The organism is Pseudomonas sp. PKS (assembly GCF_051913525.1).
GTDB classification, from domain to species: domain Bacteria; phylum Pseudomonadota; class Gammaproteobacteria; order Pseudomonadales; family Pseudomonadaceae; genus Aquipseudomonas; species Aquipseudomonas guariconensis_D.
In genome coordinates this window covers 269,324-284,333 of the sequence record NZ_JBEGDO010000002.1, presented here as the reverse complement: position 1 = coordinate 284,333, position 15,010 = coordinate 269,324, and the positions used below count along the sequence as shown (strand labels likewise).

The window sequence follows — 15,010 nt, the reverse complement described above, 5'->3', positions numbered from 1 at the left end:
GGAAAGGGTCGACAAACGCGGCTTGGCGAAATTGTATTGTTATATTATAACGGTGCGCAATGCATCGTTTCGAATGCGCTTGCCTGTCGAGGTACGACCAATGCCCCACCGTTTACCTGTCACCGTGTTGTCCGGCTTTCTGGGAGCTGGCAAAAGCACTTTGCTCAACCATGTGCTGCGCAATCGTGAAGACCTGCGCGTCGCCGTGATCGTCAACGACATGAGCGACATCAACATCGATGCCAGCGAGGTACAGCGCAACGTCAGCCTGAACCGTGCGGAAGAAAAGCTGGTGGAGATGAGCAATGGCTGCATCTGCTGCACGCTGAGGGAAGATTTGCTCGAGGAGGTCGCGCGGCTGGCGAGCGAGGGTCGTTTCGATTACCTGCTGATCGAGTCCACCGGTATTTCCGAGCCTTTGCCGGTAGCTGAGACGTTCACTTTCCGTGACGAACAAGGTCGCAGTCTGTCGGACATGGCACGCCTGGACACCATGGTCACGGTAGTCGATGCGCTCAATTTTCTGCGCGACTATCAGGCAGCCGACAGCCTGGCCAGCCGCGGTGAATCCCTGGGTGAAGACGACGAGCGGTCCATCAGCGATCTGTTGATCGAACAAGTGGAGTTCGCCGACATACTGCTGCTGAGCAAGATCGACTTGGTCAGCCAGCATGAGCGAGACGAACTGACAGCTATCCTGCGCAGCCTCAACGCACGGGCGCAGATCGTGCCGATGGTCATGGGCCAAGTGCCGCTGGCGCGTATTCTCGATACCGGCCTTTTTGACTTCGAGCAAGCCGCCCAGGCACCGGGCTGGTTGCAGGAGATGCGTGGCGAGCACGTGCCGGAAACACAAGAGTACGGGATCGCTGCGGGGTCCTGGCAGGCCCGTCGCCCGTTGCATCCGCAACGCTTCCACGACTTTATCCACAAGCCTTGGAGCAACGGCAGGTTGCTGCGCTCAAAGGGGTTCTTCTGGCTGGCCAGCAAGTTCCAGGAGGCGGGAAGCTGGTCCCAGGCCGGCGGCATGATGCGCCATGGGTTCGCCGGTCGCTGGTGGCGCTTCGTACCGCAGGAGCAGTGGCCGCAGGACCCCGAGAGCACCCAGGCGATCCTCAAGCATTGGACACAAGAGTGCGGCGATTGCCGGCAGGAGTTGGTGTTCATTGGGCAGAGTATCGACTTCGCGCAGTTATCCACAGAACTGGATGCGTGTCTGCTGACCGACGAGGAATGGGCGCAAGGGGAGATGGCATGGCTGCGTCTTCCCGATCCGTTCGGGCCTTGGTATGACGAAGCGGCGTGAAGGTGTGGATAACTGTCGGCGGGTTGACTGGTGGAAACGAGGGCGCATAGTTGGAAGCTATTTCCAAGGTGTGGCCCATGCTCCAGAACATCCCGACCCACGTGATCGCAGGCCCATTGGGCGCTGGCAAGACCAGCCTTATACACCAGCTGTTGGCTCAGCGCCCGTCAGGTGAGCGCTGGGCCGTACTGGTCAACGAGTTCGGTCAGGTTGGCCTGGATGCGGCGCTGCTGAGCCGGGACGAGGATGGCATTGCAATTGGCGAGGTGGCCGGCGGCTGCCTGTGCTGCGTCAATGGCATGCCGTTCCAGGTCGGCTTGGGCCGTTTGTTGCGCAAGGCACGCCCTGATCGGGTGTTCATCGAGCCTTCCGGTCTGGGCCATCCTCAGTCTTTGCTGGCCCAGCTGGGTCAGGCTCCCTGGATGGGTGTACTGGCCGTGCAGCCGTTGGTGATGGTGCTGGACGCACAGGCTCTGGCCCGTGGTGAACCTTTGCCCGACGCGCAACGTCAAGCCTTGCCCGCGGCTGCACTGCTGGTTTTCAACAAGGCTGGGGCTTTGGATGAAGCCCAGCGCCTGTTGATAACCGCACAGTTCCCCGAGTCTCCGGGGCTTTGGACCGATCATGGGCGATTGTCGGTGGACCTGTTGCCCGTCACGTCTGACACGGCGCACCCTCTCGAGGTTGTGGACAAACTGCCCAGGGAGACACCTTCGAACCCCGCTGGCGCCTTGTGGACAGATCCTCGTCGGCCAATCTGTCTCGCCCAGCAAGGCGAGGGTGGCTGGAGCGTTGGCTGGCGTTGGCACCCCTCCCAGCGTTTCGACGCGACGCGTTTGCTCACAATGCTTGAAAGTTGGCCGTGGCGCCGCGCAAAAGGTGTTATCCACAGCGACGCTGGCTGGCAGTCCTTCAATGGCCTGGAAGGCGAGGCGCTGGTTTGGCAACCGAGCGAATGGCGCAAGGATTCACGTCTTGAGTTGATCTTCGATCAGCCGCAGTTGCTGGACACCCTCCAGGCAGCCTTGGTCGCCTGCCGCCTGGGGGCCTGATCAGTTGCGCCAGCGGTTATGTTCCTGGCGCCACTGCTGCATCTCGATGACGTTGTCCGCCTTCGGCGGAACCTTGATTTCGAACGGATAGGGCGCCAGCTCGATCTGCAGGGTGTGGGCACCAAACTGCGTCACCGTCCCAGGGTGGCGTTGCTCGCCGGTCACGGTGAACTCGAACCCATAGACACGCGCCAGGCGCTTGCGGCCATTGGCATCGCGCACGAAGGCGATGCGTTTGAGGGCGACGTTGTCGTCGAGCAGTTCAAGGTCAAGCTTGGTGCAATGTTGCTTGACCCGTTCAAGGGCCTTTTCGCGCAGCCCATGGTTGTGCCACAACCAGGCACCGGCGGTCGCCACTACCATCAGGACGAAGAGGTTCTCCAGGGTCAACATTTGCATATGCTCCAAAACGGTAGATCCAGCTTAACTGTGTCCCTGGCCTGTCGTACAGGTGGTAAACGGGTTCATACTGCGCGGCGCACATCTATTGAAACAGCTTTGGAATTTCCTACATGAAACGTACACCGCATCTGCTTGCTATCCAGTCCCACGTGGTCTTCGGCCACGCCGGAAACAGCGCTGCGGTGTTTCCCATGCAGCGGGTCGGGGTCAATGTCTGGCCGCTGAACACCGTGCAGTTCTCCAACCATACCCAGTATGGACAGTGGGCCGGTGAAGTGCTGGCTCCGGCGCAAATTCCTGCGTTGGTGGAAGGCATTTCCAACATCGGTGAACTGGGCCATTGCGACGCGGTGCTTTCCGGTTACCTGGGCAGCGCCGAACAGGGGCGGGCGATCCTGGCGGGTGTCCAGCGGATCAAGGCGGTGAACCCCAAGGCGTTGTACTTGTGCGATCCGGTCATGGGGCATGCGGAAAAAGGCTGCATCGTGCCGGTCGAAGTCAGTGAATTTCTCTTGGAGGAAGCCGCCTCTGTGGCGGATATCCTGTGCCCCAACCAGCTTGAACTGGACAGCTTCTGTGGTCGTCGGGCCGAATCCCTGGAGGATTGCGTGGCCATGGCACGCGGTCTGCTTGAGCGCGGCCCCCAGGTGGTACTGGTCAAGCACCTGTCCTATCCGGGGCGCGCCGAGGATGCCTTTGAAATGCTGCTGGTGACCCGGGAGCACAGCTGGCATCTGCGCCGACCATTGCTGGCCTTCCCGCGTCAGCCGGTAGGGGTGGGTGACTTGACCTCTGGCCTGTTCCTGGCCCGAGTGCTGCTGGGTGATAGCTGGGTCCAGGCGTTCGAGTTCACCGCTGCGGCAGTGCACGAAGTGCTGCTGGAGACCCAGGCCTGCGCGAGCTACGAACTGCAACCGATCAGGGCCCAGGACCGCATCGCCCATCCGCGTGTGCGCTTCGAGGCGCAGCGGTTGGCGATCTAGGCCAATGAAAGGGCTGCTGTGCAGCCCTGTCGGTTGCTCGACCTCTAGATCGAATCGGTCTTGAGGTTCTGGTAGCGCTGCTCCAGTTCCTGGCGGATCTGTCGGCGCTGCTGGCCCTGCAGGAAGCGCCGCTTCTCTTCGCTGCTCTGGGGCTGGCGTGGTGGGACCTGCACCGGACGGCGGTTGTCGTCGACCGCAACCATGGTGAAGAAACAGCTGTTGGAGTGCCGTACGGAGCGCTCGCGGATGTTTTCGGTCACGACCTTGATGCCCACTTCCATGGACGTATTGCCGGTGTAATTGACCGAGGCGAGGAAGGTCACCAGCTCGCCGACATGCACAGGCTCGCGGAAGATCACCTGGTCCACCGACAAGGTGACCACGTAGGTGCCGGCATAACGGCTGGCGCAGGCATAGGCGACCTCGTCGAGGTACTTGAGCAGGGTGCCGCCATGGACGTTGCCGGAAAAGTTGGCCATGTCCGGGGTCATCAGGACGGTCATCGTCAGCTGGGCGTTTCCAGGTTCCATAGTGTGCTCACGGGTTGGTTGCGCTGAAATGGGGCTGGTATCTGCGGACACTTCTGTTTCCCCCTCATAGGGTTTCCCCATCCTGGTACGGGACGTCGCCTGACGCGCTTCCGTCACGCGGATCGTGCCATCTCTGGCAGCAAAATCGCCGATCTGTTTCTGCATATTGCACCGGCTATTCATGCGAAGGCGCGATGTTAACCTGAGCGAGCCCATGCAACATGGGCTTTCCTGCTTTGAACACAGTATCTACGTGCTGCTCGCTCGGGTTTGCCTTGGCAGAGGAGCGGTCTGCCCGGGCAACGAGAAAAGGAGTACCTCGCCATGCATGCCATCAGCTTCATCCAGGATCTGGCCGTGATCATGCTGGTCGCCGGGGTGGTTACCATTCTCTTCCACCGCTTCAAGCAGCCGGTGGTGCTGGGCTACATCGTCGCAGGCTTCATCATCGGGCCTCATACACCACCCTTTGGCCTGATCCACGATGAGGACACCATCAAGACCCTGGCTGAGCTTGGGGTGATCTTCCTGATGTTCTGCCTGGGCCTGGAGTTCAGCCTGCGCAAGCTGTTCAAGGTCGGCGCTACGGCGTTCATCGCCGCCTTCCTGGAAATCGTCCTGATGATCTGGATCGGTTTCGAGATCGGCCGCTGGTTCGGCTGGAGCACCATGGACTCGCTGTTCCTGGGGGCGATCCTGGCCATCTCCTCGACCACCATCATCGTCAAGGCGCTCAATGATCTGAAGATGAAGAACGAGCGCTTCGCCCAGCTGATCTTCGGCGTGCTGATCGTCGAGGATATCCTCGGCATCGGCATCATCGCCCTGTTGTCGGGCATCGCCGTCAGCGGCACGGTCAGTTCCGGCGAAGTGTTTTCCACCGTCGGCAAATTGTCGCTGTTCATGATTGTTGCACTGGTGATCGGCATCCTGCTGGTGCCACGGCTGTTGGCCTATGTGGCGAAGTTCGAAAGCAACGAAATGCTGCTGATCACTGTATTGGGGTTATGCTTCGGCTTCTGCCTGTTGGTGGTCAAGCTCGAATACAGCATGGTCCTGGGCGCGTTCCTGATCGGCGCGATCATGGCCGAATCCCGGCAGTTGCTGAAGATCGAGCGTCTAATCGAACCCGTACGCGACCTGTTCAGCGCCATCTTCTTCGTTGCCATCGGCCTGATGATCGACCCGCGCGTGTTGCTCGACTACGCCTGGCCGATTGCAGTGATCACCCTGGCGGTGGTGCTGGGCAAGATGCTGTCGTGCGGCATGGGGGCATTCATCGCCGGCAATGATGGACGCACTTCGCTGCGTGTTGGCATGGGGCTTTCACAGATTGGCGAGTTTTCCTTCATCATCGCCGCCTTGGGCATGACCTTGCAGGTCACCAGCGACTTTCTTTATCCGGTGGCTGTGGCCGTGTCGGCCATCACCACTTTGCTTACGCCTTATCTGATTCGCGCTGCCGATCCGCTCTCGCTCAAGCTTGGCAAGGTGGTGCCCGGGCGCCTGGCGCGGGTGCTGTCGTTATACGGGGAGTGGCTGCGCAGCATTCAGCCCCACGGCGAGGGTGCGCTGGTCGCGGCGATGATCCGGCGTATCCTGATGCAGGTGGGTGTCAACCTGGCGCTGGTCATCGCGATTTTCTTTAGCGGTGGGTACTTTGCCGCGCGCATTGGCCACTGGTTGAGCGAATGGGTCAGCGATGTCAGCCAGCAGAAGGCGCTGATCTGGGGGGCCGCCTTGTTGTTGTCGCTGCCTTTCCTGATTGCCGCCTATCGCAAGCTCAAGGCGCTATCGATGCTGTTGGCGGAGATGAGCGTGAAGCCGGAGATGGCCGGACGGCACACTCAACGTGTCCGTCGGGTGATTGCCGAGGTGATTCCGTTGCTGTCGCTGCTGGTGATCTTCCTGCTGCTGTCGGCGCTCTCGGCGAGCATCCTGCCGACCAACGAGTTGCTGCTGGTCATCGCAGTCGTGGCAGCGGTGGTGGTGGCCTTGCTGTGGCGATGGTTCATCCGGGTGCACACCCGCATGCAGATCGCCTTGCTGGAGACGCTGGAAAACAACCGGGATCAATCCCACTGAGCGTTTGCGCACTCTGCGCAAGGCGACGTCGCAGTCCGAGGGGATGGAACGGTAACGCCGCCGCCAGGCGCAGAACGCCTGGCGATTCTACGTTGAGTGGTGGCTATGAGCCATCTCTGGGCGCAAGAAATTACGTCGCACTGAGGGGGGCGCGGGCTTTGCGAGAAGTACGGCTCAGCTTTCCAGCCAGACGTCCCGGACCCAGTGCCAGACGGTTTCCCAGTTATCTTCGCTGATCGCTTCTTCCTCGGCGTCCCACAGCACCACGGTGCCGTCTTCTTCGACACAGTAGTAATTATCCCCATCCTGACACAGTGGGACCAGGTCGCGTGGTACGCCAGCGTCCCAGGCGTTGGCGGCAACGTCTGGCAGGTAGGTGTGGGACTGGGGGTCGGTGACGGTCACCGGCTCCAGGCTGCCGTAGACTACGTCGCTGACTGTCAGCAGGAACTCGCGCAGGCCGAACGGCATGTTGATCAGCAACTCTTCCTCGATTTCTACCAACAGGTCCTCGTCCGGCAATTCCAGTGGCACCGGCACGGGTTCATTGGCTTCACGGAGCTGATCGATCACTTCTTCCACGGCTTACATCCTCTGGCCTTGATGACAACGCTGCGGTTTATACCCTAGTAGCCCGCTGTGCCAAAAGCAAAAACCCCGGGCAAGCCCGGGGTTTTGTGTGCAACGCGGTGGATCAGCCGTTCTGGCGGATACCGGCGAGCAGCCAAGGCTGGTTTTCGCCCTGGGCACGCTCCATGTGCCAGCTTTCGCTGAACGCTTCACCCTGGTCGAAGCGCGAGGTCTTCGACACACCATGGAAGGTCAGGGTGGCGACAGTCTTGTCGGCACGATCGTCGACGCCTTCGAGCTGCACATCGAGGTTGTCGATGTAGGTGGACTGGAAGCCATCACCCAGGTCGGCACGCTCGCGCTTGAGGAACTCGAGCATCTGCGGGGTGACGAACTCGGCGATCTTGTCCATTTCGTTGGCATCCCAGTGCTGCTGCAGCGACATGAAGTGAGTGCGGGCAGCGGACAGGAAGCTTTGCTCGTTGAACCAGGCCGGAGCGTTGATGACCGGTGCGCCAGCAGCGGCCGAAGCGCCACCGAAGACCGACGGTTGGGCTGGCTGGGCATGGGTTTCACGCTGGTAGGGCGCATGGCCGGCACCGGCCATCTGCGGCTGCTGCTGGCGGCGGCGGGCGGCGATGAAGCGGAACACCAGGAAGGCGATCAGGCCCATGATCAGGAAGTCGAAGATCTGCATGCCCTGGAAGCCGTCGCCCATGAACATGGAGGCCAGCAGGCCACCGGCGGCGATACCGGCCAGTGGGCCCAGCCAGCGCGAAGCACCGCTGGCGGCGGCCGGTGCACGGCCGGGAGCGGTCGGCGCGGCGGCAGGTGTGGTTGGCGCAGCCTGGCGGGTCTGGTGGATAGGCGCGGAGCCCGAGCTCTTGCCGCCGCCGAAACGCTTGGCGTTGGCGTCCAGGCTCAGCGTCAGGCCGACGCACAGCGCCAGTACGATGCTAAGAAAACGTTGCATAGATGGGATTTCCCCTGTGGGTGGATTGCACGCGCGTCATGTTGCACATGTTGTAGGAGACATGACCAGCGCCATAATGTTTCCAGCTTTTGCCTGAATGGTCTGAGGCAAGCCTGATTAGCGGGTAGGACCATTCGTCAAAATCTGTAAGAGGTGGCTTGTAGGGCAGCATTGAACCGGTGGGCTGGCCAATCCTGCGATGGGCCGCTCAGCGGCCCGAAGTTTGGAAAGCTTGTATTCGTACAATCCGCCGCTCACACGGGTTCAGCGCCAGTGGGCCTCAGATCGCTTCCAGCTTGGCATACCCCAGCATCAACCACTTGCTGCCCTCGGCGAAGTTGACCTGCACCCGTGCCTGGGCACCGGAGCCTTCGAAGTTGAGGATCACACCTTCACCAAACACGGCGTGCTGCACGCGCTGGCCAAGGTTGAACGCGGTCTGCGGGATGTTGGCATTGGCGAACAGGCTGCTCGCCTGGCTCTGGCTGCCACCGAAGGGACGGCTGACCGAATTGGACAAGCGCACCTCTTGAACCAGGCCTGCCGGAATTTCCCGTACGAAACGTGACACTTTGTTATAGGTCTCGCTGCCATACAGGCGGCGGGTTTCGGCGTAGGTCATGATCAGCTGGCGCATGGCCCGGGTGATGCCCACATAGGCCAGGCGGCGTTCTTCTTCCAGACGACCGGGTTCTTCCAGGCTCATCTTGTGGGGGAACAGGCCTTCTTCCATGCCGACCAGGAACACATAGGGGAATTCCAGACCTTTCGCGCTGTGCAGCGTCATCAGCTGGATGCTGTCCTCGTGTTCGTCGGCCTGGGCATCGCCCGCCTCTAGGGAGGCGTGGCCGAGGAAGGCGGAGAGCGGTGACAGGTCGGCGTCGTCCTCGCTCGTCTCGAAGTTGCGCGCCGCGCTGACCAGTTCCTCAAGGTTTTCTACCCGAGCCTGGCCCTTTTCGCCTTTTTCTTCCTGGTGATAGAGGATCAGGCCGGACTGCTCGATGACGGTCTGGGTCATCAGGTGCAAAGGCATTTCCAGGACCTTGGCAGCGAGGTTCTCGATCAACTCGATGAACGCGCCCAGAGCACTGGCGGCACGGCCCTTGAGAGCTTTGGCCGCCAACAGCTGGCACATGGCCTCCCACATCGACAACTGGCTGTGCCGGGCATGTTCGCGGATCGCCTCGACGGTCTTTTCGCCGATGCCGCGCGGTGGCACGTTGATCACCCGCTCCAGGGCGGCGTCGTTGCCGCGGCCTTCGAGCAGGCGCAGGTAGGCCATGGCGTTCTTGATCTCGGCGCGCTCGAAGAAGCGTTGGCCGCCGTAGATGCGGTAGGGAATGCGTTCTCGCAGCAAGGCTTCTTCAAGCACCCGCGACTGGGCGTTGGAGCGGTACAGGATGGCCACGTCGCTGCGGGCATTGCCCTGCTTGATGAAGCTCTCGATGGTCTCCACCACATAGCGCGCTTCGTCATGCTCGTTGTAAGCGGCATAGAGGGTCAGCGGCTCGCCTTCACCCATATCGGTCCACAGCTCTTTGCCCAGGCGCCCGCTGTTGTTGGCGATCAGGGCGTTGGCCGCTTTGAGGATACCGCCGGTGGAGCGGTAGTTCTGCTCCAGGCGAATCAGCTCGGCGTCGGGGAAGTCAGCGGTGTACTGATGGATGTTCTCGATCTTGGCGCCGCGCCAGCCGTAGATCGACTGGTCGTCGTCGCCCACCGCCATGAGGCTGCTGCCGCCTGCGGCAAGCAGGCGCAGCCAGGCGTATTGCACGGCGTTGGTGTCCTGGAATTCGTCCACCAGCAGGTGGCGGAAGCGCCGCTGGTAGTGTTCGAGCAGGCCAGGGTGGTCACGCCACAGGTCCAGGGCGCGAAGCAGCAATTCGGAAAAGTCGATGACCCCGGCGCGTTCGCAGGCCTGTTCGTAGGCCTCGTAGATGCTGCGCATGGTGCCCAGGAACAGATCGCCACCGGCCTGGATATGCTGTGGGCGCAGGCCTTCGTCCTTCTGGCCGTTGATGAACCATTGAGCCTGGCGGGCGGGCCAACGCTGCTCGTCGAGACCGAGTTCGCGAATCACCCGTTTGATCAGGCGCTGCTGGTCATCGCTGTCCAGAATCTGGAAATTCTGCACCAGCCGGGCTTCCTGCCAGTGGGCGCGCAGCAGGCGGTGCGCCAGGCCGTGGAAGGTCCCCACCCACATGCCGGCCGGATTGATGCCCAGCAGTTGCTCGATCCGCTGGCGCATTTCGGCCGCGGCCTTGTTGGTGAAGGTCACCGACAGGATCGAGTGGGGGGAGGCCTGTTCGACCTGGATCAACCAGGCGATACGGTGCACCAGTACGCGGGTCTTGCCCGAGCCGGCACCGGCCAGCACCAATTGACGCCCCAGCGGGGCCGCTACGGCCTGGCGTTGGGCATCGTTGAGGGAGTTCAGCAGGAGGGAGAGGTCATCATTGCGCATCCGGCCATTCTAGGGCCGCGCAGGGGGCAGGGGCAAACGGCCCCCGGAGAAATCTTGCAGGCGGTGTCAGGCCGTTCATCGGCGGCCTGGGCAGAGTCCTGTTCTTGAGCGGTCTGGGTAAACGATCGCAGGTATTTTTGAAAACATGACGTAGAGCAGTTTGGCCCAGGCCATGGCTTGTGTATGCTCCCTGCACTTTTGCGGTCTGCCAATACAAAAACACAACAAGAACACGACCCTATGACCCAGGATTTCGCGGCGATCGGAGCATCGCCGGAGACGGCAAGGAGTGTGCGCAGGCAATTTGCGACCCAGCTCTCCATCGAGCGTACCCGTCTTCTCTATCAGGGCTCATTGCTGCCCACCCTGTTAATGCTGATCAACGGCCTGCTGTGCGCCTGGCTGCTGTGGAGCCCTGAGCGCTATCTGCTGGTCAGCGTGTGGCTGGCCTGGCTGTTGGCGCTGGTGGCCCTACGGGTGATCCAGGTCGCGGCCTTCGATGCGGCGACGCCAGCGCGCCAGGCCAAGGCGTCCTGGCAGCACATGTTCCTGTCCGGCTCGGCCTTCAGTGGCCTGACGCTGGCCTGTGCGGCGATCGCTTTGGTGCCGGTGGACGATTTCGTGCAGCAGGCCTGGGTGTTCGGACTGCTGGGGGCGGCGGCGTTGTCGGCCAGTGTCGCCTATGCCGTCAGCCTGCCGGCGTTTCTCAGTTTCGCCTTGCCCTGCCTGTTGCCGCCCATCGTGTTCCTGTTCTACTTCGATGCCGGTGCGCAGCGCGGCTGGGGCTGGCTCGGCCTGATCCTGCTGGGGGCGCTGATGGTGGTGGCCTGGCAGGTCAACCGCCTGCTCGAGCGCAGCCTGTTGCGCCGCTTCCAGAACCAGGCGCTGATCGAACACCTGCAGAGCGCCCAACACCGTGGCGAGCAACTGAACCAGGCGTTGCTCGTCGAGGTGCGTCAGCGTCGTCATGCCGAAGAACAACTGCGCCAGGCCCAGGCTGGGCTCGAGCAGCGGGTGCTTCAACGCAGCCACGAGCTGGACCTGGCCAACCAGGCCCTGGGCAAGAGCGAGCAACGCCTGGCCTTGGCGCTTCAGGCCAGCGAGCTGGGGTTGTGGGATTGGAACCTGCTCACCGACGAGGTGCATCACACACAGCTGTACGCGCTGTTCGGCCTGGACCCGGAGCAGGTCCGTTCGGTACGCGCCGACCTCAAGCCGCGCTTGCACCCGGATGATCTGCCGTTGCTGCGCAGGACATTGGTCGAACACCTCAAAGGCCGCACCGAGGACTACCGGGTCGAATACCGCATCCGGCATACCCAGGGGGATTGGCGCTGGATCGAAGACCGAGGCCGTGCCGTGGAGCACGCCACCGACGGCCGGGTGCTGCGCATGCTCGGCACGCGGCGTGACATCACCGCGCAAAAGGAGCAGGAAGAACAGCAGCGTCTGGCGGCCACGGTGTTCGAAGCGGCCAGTGAAGGGATCGCGATTCTCGATGCGGGCTTCCAACTGCTCGCCGTCAACCAGGCCTTTTGCCAGATCACAGGCTTCGACCGGGAAGAGCTATTGCAGCGCAATGCCCTGGAGTTGCCCTGCAGCCGTGACGCCCGGCGTCACAGCCAGGCGATCGGCCAGGCGCTGGAGCAGCAGGGGCGCTGGCAGGGCGAGCTGGTCGAGGCGCGACGCAACGGCGAGCTGTATCCCCAGTGGTTGCAGCTCAATGGCGTACGTGACGCGCGGGGCAACATCAGCAATATCGTAGGTTTCTTCACCGACCTGTCGGCCCGACGGGAGTCGGAGGAGCGACTGCGCTACCTGGCCCACTACGACGATCTCACTGGGCTGGCCAACCGCGCCTTGTTCCGCCTGCGTCTGCATGAGGCCGGGCAACGGGTTCGGGTGAACGGGCGCAGCCTGGCGTTGCTGCACATCGATTTGGACCGCTTCAAGCTGCTCAACGAAAGCCTGGGCCACGAACTGGCCGACCAGCTGTTGAAGAAGATGGCCCTGCGCATCGCCAATGCGGTGCCTGAAGCCGATACTGTCGCGCGCTTGTCTGGCGATGAATTCGTCGTGCTGTTCGATGGCTACAGCAACCTTTCCAGCCTGGTGCGGGTGACGACCCGCCTGCTCGACAAGCTGCGTGTTCCGCAACGTTTGGGTGGGCATGAGCTGGTGATCAGTGCGTCGGTCGGCATCAGTGTGCTGTCGGACCCCAGTTTCGACCTCAACGCATTGCTCAGCCAGGCCGACATGGCCAAGCAGCACGCCAAGCACCTGGGCGGTGACAACTTCCAGTTCTATACCGAAAGCCTGCGCGCCAGCACCCTTGAGCGCCTGCAGCTGGAAAACCACTTGCGCAAGGCCATCGATGAAGGCCAATTGCTGGTCTACTACCAACCCAAGCTCTGCCTGCGCAGCGGCCGCCTGCTCGCCGCCGAGGCACTGGTGCGTTGGCAGCATCCGCAGTGGGGCATGGTGCCGCCGGGCGACTTCATCGGCCTTGCCGAAGAAACCGGGCTGATCGGGCCGATGGGCGAGTTCGTGCTGCGCGAAGCGTGCTGGCAGGCCTTTGAATGGCGGCGTCAGGGCATGAGCGTGCGGGTTTCGGTGAATCTTTCCGGCTATCAACTACGCCAGGGCAAGATCGTCAGCCTGGTGCGTCAGGTGCTGGCAGAGACGGGCCTTGCGCCGCAGTTGCTGGAGCTGGAACTGACTGAAAGCCAGTTGCTCGACAGCGTCGAACACATCATCTCGACGTTCCAGCAACTGCACCAGTTGGGGGTCAAGCTGGCGATCGACGACTTCGGTACTGGCTACTCCTCGCTGAGCTATCTCAAGCGCTTCCCGGTGGACTACGTGAAGATCGACCAGGCGTTCATTCGCGGTCTCCAGGAGGGCAGCCAGGATGCGGCGATCATCCGTGCGATCATCGCCATGGCCAAGAGTCTGGGCCTGAAGGTCGTGGCCGAAGGGGTGGAAACACAGGAGCAGCTTGCCTTCCTGCATGATCACGGGTGCGACGAGGCGCAGGGGTATCTGATCAGCAGGCCGCTGGATGCCCAGGCGTTCAAGGCCTTGTTGGAGAAATCCCCGAACATCCTGGTGAGTTGACCGTTTTCAGCTGTGCCAATGCCGCCCCTGATGGGCCAGCAGGCTGTTGGCCTGCTCCGGGCCGTTGCTGCCGGCAGGGTAGGGGCGAGGCGCCTGGAAGTGCTCTTCCCAGCCTTGCAGGATCGGGTCGATCCAGGCCCAGGCGGCTTCGACCTCGTCGCGACGCATGAACAAGGTCGAATCGCCCGCGAGCACATCCAGCAGCAGCCGCTCGTAGGCTTCCCAGCGACGTGTCTGGCCGAACACCTGGGCCAGGTTCAGGTCCAGCTCCACCGGCTCCAGGCGCATGCCTTTGCCCGGGCTCTTGGTCATCATGCGCAGGCTGATGCGTTCATCGGGTTGCAGCTGGATCAGCAACTGGTTGACCTGTCCGCCACTGAACAACTCATGGGGCACCGGCTTGAACTGGATGACGATCTGCGAGGAGCGTCGCGCCATGCGTTTGCCGGTACGCAGGTAAAAGGGCACGCCGGCCCAGCGCCAGTTGTCGATCTGGGCCTGGACCGCGACGAAGGTCTCGGTGTCGCTGTCGTTGTCCACATCCTTTTCGAAGTAGTACGCCGGCACTTCCTGGCCGCCGATCCGACCGGCGCCGTATTGCCCGCGCACGGTCTTGTCCTGCACGTCCTGACCGGTGATCGGCTTGAGGGCACGCAGGATCTTCACTTTCTCGTCACGCACCGCCTCGGCTTCGAACTGCGCCGGCGGCTCCATGGCCACCAGGCACAGAAGCTGAAGCAGATGGTTCTGCAGCATGTCGCGGGTTGCGCCTGCGCGGTCGTAGTAGGCGCCGCGGTTCTCCACACCCAGGGTCTCGCAGACGCTGATCTGCACGTGGTCGACCTGGCCGTTGCGCCAGACCGGTTCCAGCAGGGCGTTGGCAAAACGTAGCGCCATGAGGTTCTGCACGGTCTCCTTGCCCAGGTAGTGATCGATGCGAAACACCTGGGACTCGTCGAACACCGCACCGATCGCTTCATTGATGGCCGTGGCTGACTCGAGGGAGTGGCCGATGGGTTTTTCCAGCACGATGCGCGCCTCGCTGTCGGCAAGGCCCGCGATGCGCAAATGGTTGGCGATGGGCACGAACAGGTTGGGCGCGGTAGCCAGGTAGTAGATGCGCGCCAGGCCTCCAGGTTCGCCCAGGTAGCGTGCCAGGCGAACGAAATCGGCGCTTTGCGAGGCATCCATGGCGAAGTAGTCCAGGCGTGCGCAAAACCGTCGCCAGACCTCCTCGTCGAAATCCTGGCGGGCGATCTGCGCCCGGCAGTTACGTTCGGCGAGCTTGAGGTATTCATCCCGGGGCAGGTGGCGCCGCGCCAGGGCGATGATCCTCACGGCATTGTGCAGGCGGGCCTCGCGGTACAGGTGGTAGAGCGCCGGCAGCAGTTTGTGCAGGGCCAGATCGCCCGTACCGCCGAAGACCAGGATGTCGCAAGGAATAGTCAAAACCACCACTCTCCACATTGGTTTAGCTGGGCGGGTCGCTGGTCATGTAGTATAACTACAAGAAAGCTACATCCCGGCC

The 15,010-nt window shown here is 62.1% G+C and carries 11 protein-coding genes; 5 read left to right on the top strand and 6 right to left on the bottom strand.

Going from position 1 to position 15,010, the window contains the following annotated elements:
* The first annotated feature begins 100 nt into the window (after positions 1-100).
* Together zigA and ABOA88_RS03605 are read left to right on the top strand one after the other, a co-directional pair.
* On the top strand, positions 101-1,306 hold the full coding sequence (zigA, locus tag ABOA88_RS03610) for a zinc metallochaperone GTPase ZigA (RefSeq protein ID WP_196168068.1): 1,206 nt from the start codon (positions 101-103) through the stop codon (positions 1,304-1,306).
* 77 nt (positions 1,307-1,383) lie between these two features.
* On the top strand, positions 1,384-2,358 hold the full coding sequence (locus tag ABOA88_RS03605) for a CobW family GTP-binding protein (RefSeq protein ID WP_367850573.1): 975 nt from the start codon (positions 1,384-1,386) through the stop codon (positions 2,356-2,358).
* Here the strand turns inward: ABOA88_RS03605 and ABOA88_RS03600 are convergent, their stop codons facing one another.
* Positions 2,359-2,751, bottom strand: coding sequence for a DUF3301 domain-containing protein (locus ABOA88_RS03600; RefSeq protein WP_196168093.1), 393 nt, complete (start codon positions 2,749-2,751; stop codon positions 2,359-2,361).
* Between the two features lie 119 nt (positions 2,752-2,870).
* Between ABOA88_RS03600 and pdxY the strand changes: the two genes are divergently transcribed.
* Positions 2,871-3,743: a pyridoxal kinase PdxY gene (gene pdxY, locus ABOA88_RS03595; RefSeq protein WP_196168066.1), complete on the top strand. Its 873-nt coding sequence runs from the start codon at positions 2,871-2,873 to the stop codon at positions 3,741-3,743.
* A gap of 44 nt (positions 3,744-3,787) precedes the next feature.
* Here the strand turns inward: pdxY and ABOA88_RS03590 are convergent, their stop codons facing one another.
* Positions 3,788-4,273, bottom strand: coding sequence for an acyl-CoA thioesterase (locus tag ABOA88_RS03590; protein ID WP_043209987.1), 486 nt, complete (start codon positions 4,271-4,273; stop codon positions 3,788-3,790).
* Between the two features lie 324 nt (positions 4,274-4,597).
* Between ABOA88_RS03590 and ABOA88_RS03585 the strand changes: the two genes are divergently transcribed.
* Complete coding sequence (locus ABOA88_RS03585) at positions 4,598-6,358, top strand: cation:proton antiporter (RefSeq protein WP_367850574.1); 1,761 nt, start codon at positions 4,598-4,600, stop codon at positions 6,356-6,358.
* A 174-nt stretch (positions 6,359-6,532) separates the two neighbouring features.
* Here the strand turns inward: ABOA88_RS03585 and ABOA88_RS03580 are convergent, their stop codons facing one another.
* The 3 genes from ABOA88_RS03580 to uvrD form a co-directional block, all read right to left on the bottom strand.
* A complete protein-coding gene (locus ABOA88_RS03580; protein WP_043209983.1) occupies positions 6,533-6,940 on the bottom strand; it encodes an SMI1/KNR4 family protein in 408 nt (135 codons plus the stop codon).
* A gap of 112 nt (positions 6,941-7,052) precedes the next feature.
* On the bottom strand, positions 7,053-7,901 hold the full coding sequence (locus ABOA88_RS03575; protein WP_090344154.1) for a Tim44 domain-containing protein: 849 nt from the start codon (positions 7,899-7,901) through the stop codon (positions 7,053-7,055).
* Between the two features lie 280 nt (positions 7,902-8,181).
* Entirely contained in the window at positions 8,182-10,365 is a 2,184-nt protein-coding gene (uvrD, locus tag ABOA88_RS03570) for a DNA helicase II (protein WP_367850575.1), read from the bottom strand.
* 240 nt (positions 10,366-10,605) lie between these two features.
* Between uvrD and ABOA88_RS03565 the strand changes: the two genes are divergently transcribed.
* Positions 10,606-13,482 carry a putative bifunctional diguanylate cyclase/phosphodiesterase gene (locus ABOA88_RS03565; protein ID WP_230387549.1) on the top strand — a complete coding sequence of 959 codons (2,877 nt, stop codon included), beginning with the start codon at positions 10,606-10,608 and terminating at the stop codon, positions 13,480-13,482.
* Between the two features lie 6 nt (positions 13,483-13,488).
* On the opposite strand, the gene zwf is transcribed toward ABOA88_RS03565, so the two are convergent.
* Positions 13,489-14,931, bottom strand: coding sequence for a glucose-6-phosphate dehydrogenase (gene zwf / locus ABOA88_RS03560; RefSeq protein WP_196168062.1), 1,443 nt, complete (start codon positions 14,929-14,931; stop codon positions 13,489-13,491).
* Between the last annotated feature and the right edge of the window lie 79 nt (positions 14,932-15,010).

Excerpts from the sequence above, each read along its gene's own strand:
- ABOA88_RS03565 (WP_230387549.1), top strand. The coding sequence starts at position 10,606 with ATGACCCAGGATTTCGCGGCGATCGGAGCATCGCCGGAGACGGCAAGG.
- ABOA88_RS03590 (WP_043209987.1), bottom strand. The coding sequence starts at position 4,273 with ATGGAACCTGGAAACGCCCAGCTGACGATGACCGTCCTGATGACCCCG.
- uvrD (WP_367850575.1), bottom strand. The coding sequence starts at position 10,365 with ATGCGCAATGATGACCTCTCCCTCCTGCTGAACTCCCTCAACGATGCC.
- ABOA88_RS03585 (WP_367850574.1), top strand. The coding sequence starts at position 4,598 with ATGCATGCCATCAGCTTCATCCAGGATCTGGCCGTGATCATGCTGGTC.
- pdxY (WP_196168066.1), top strand. The coding sequence starts at position 2,871 with ATGAAACGTACACCGCATCTGCTTGCTATCCAGTCCCACGTGGTCTTC.
- ABOA88_RS03600 (WP_196168093.1), bottom strand. The coding sequence starts at position 2,751 with ATGTTGACCCTGGAGAACCTCTTCGTCCTGATGGTAGTGGCGACCGCC.
- ABOA88_RS03575 (WP_090344154.1), bottom strand. The coding sequence starts at position 7,901 with ATGCAACGTTTTCTTAGCATCGTACTGGCGCTGTGCGTCGGCCTGACG.
- ABOA88_RS03605 (WP_367850573.1), top strand. The coding sequence starts at position 1,384 with ATGCTCCAGAACATCCCGACCCACGTGATCGCAGGCCCATTGGGCGCT.
- zigA (WP_196168068.1), top strand. The coding sequence starts at position 101 with ATGCCCCACCGTTTACCTGTCACCGTGTTGTCCGGCTTTCTGGGAGCT.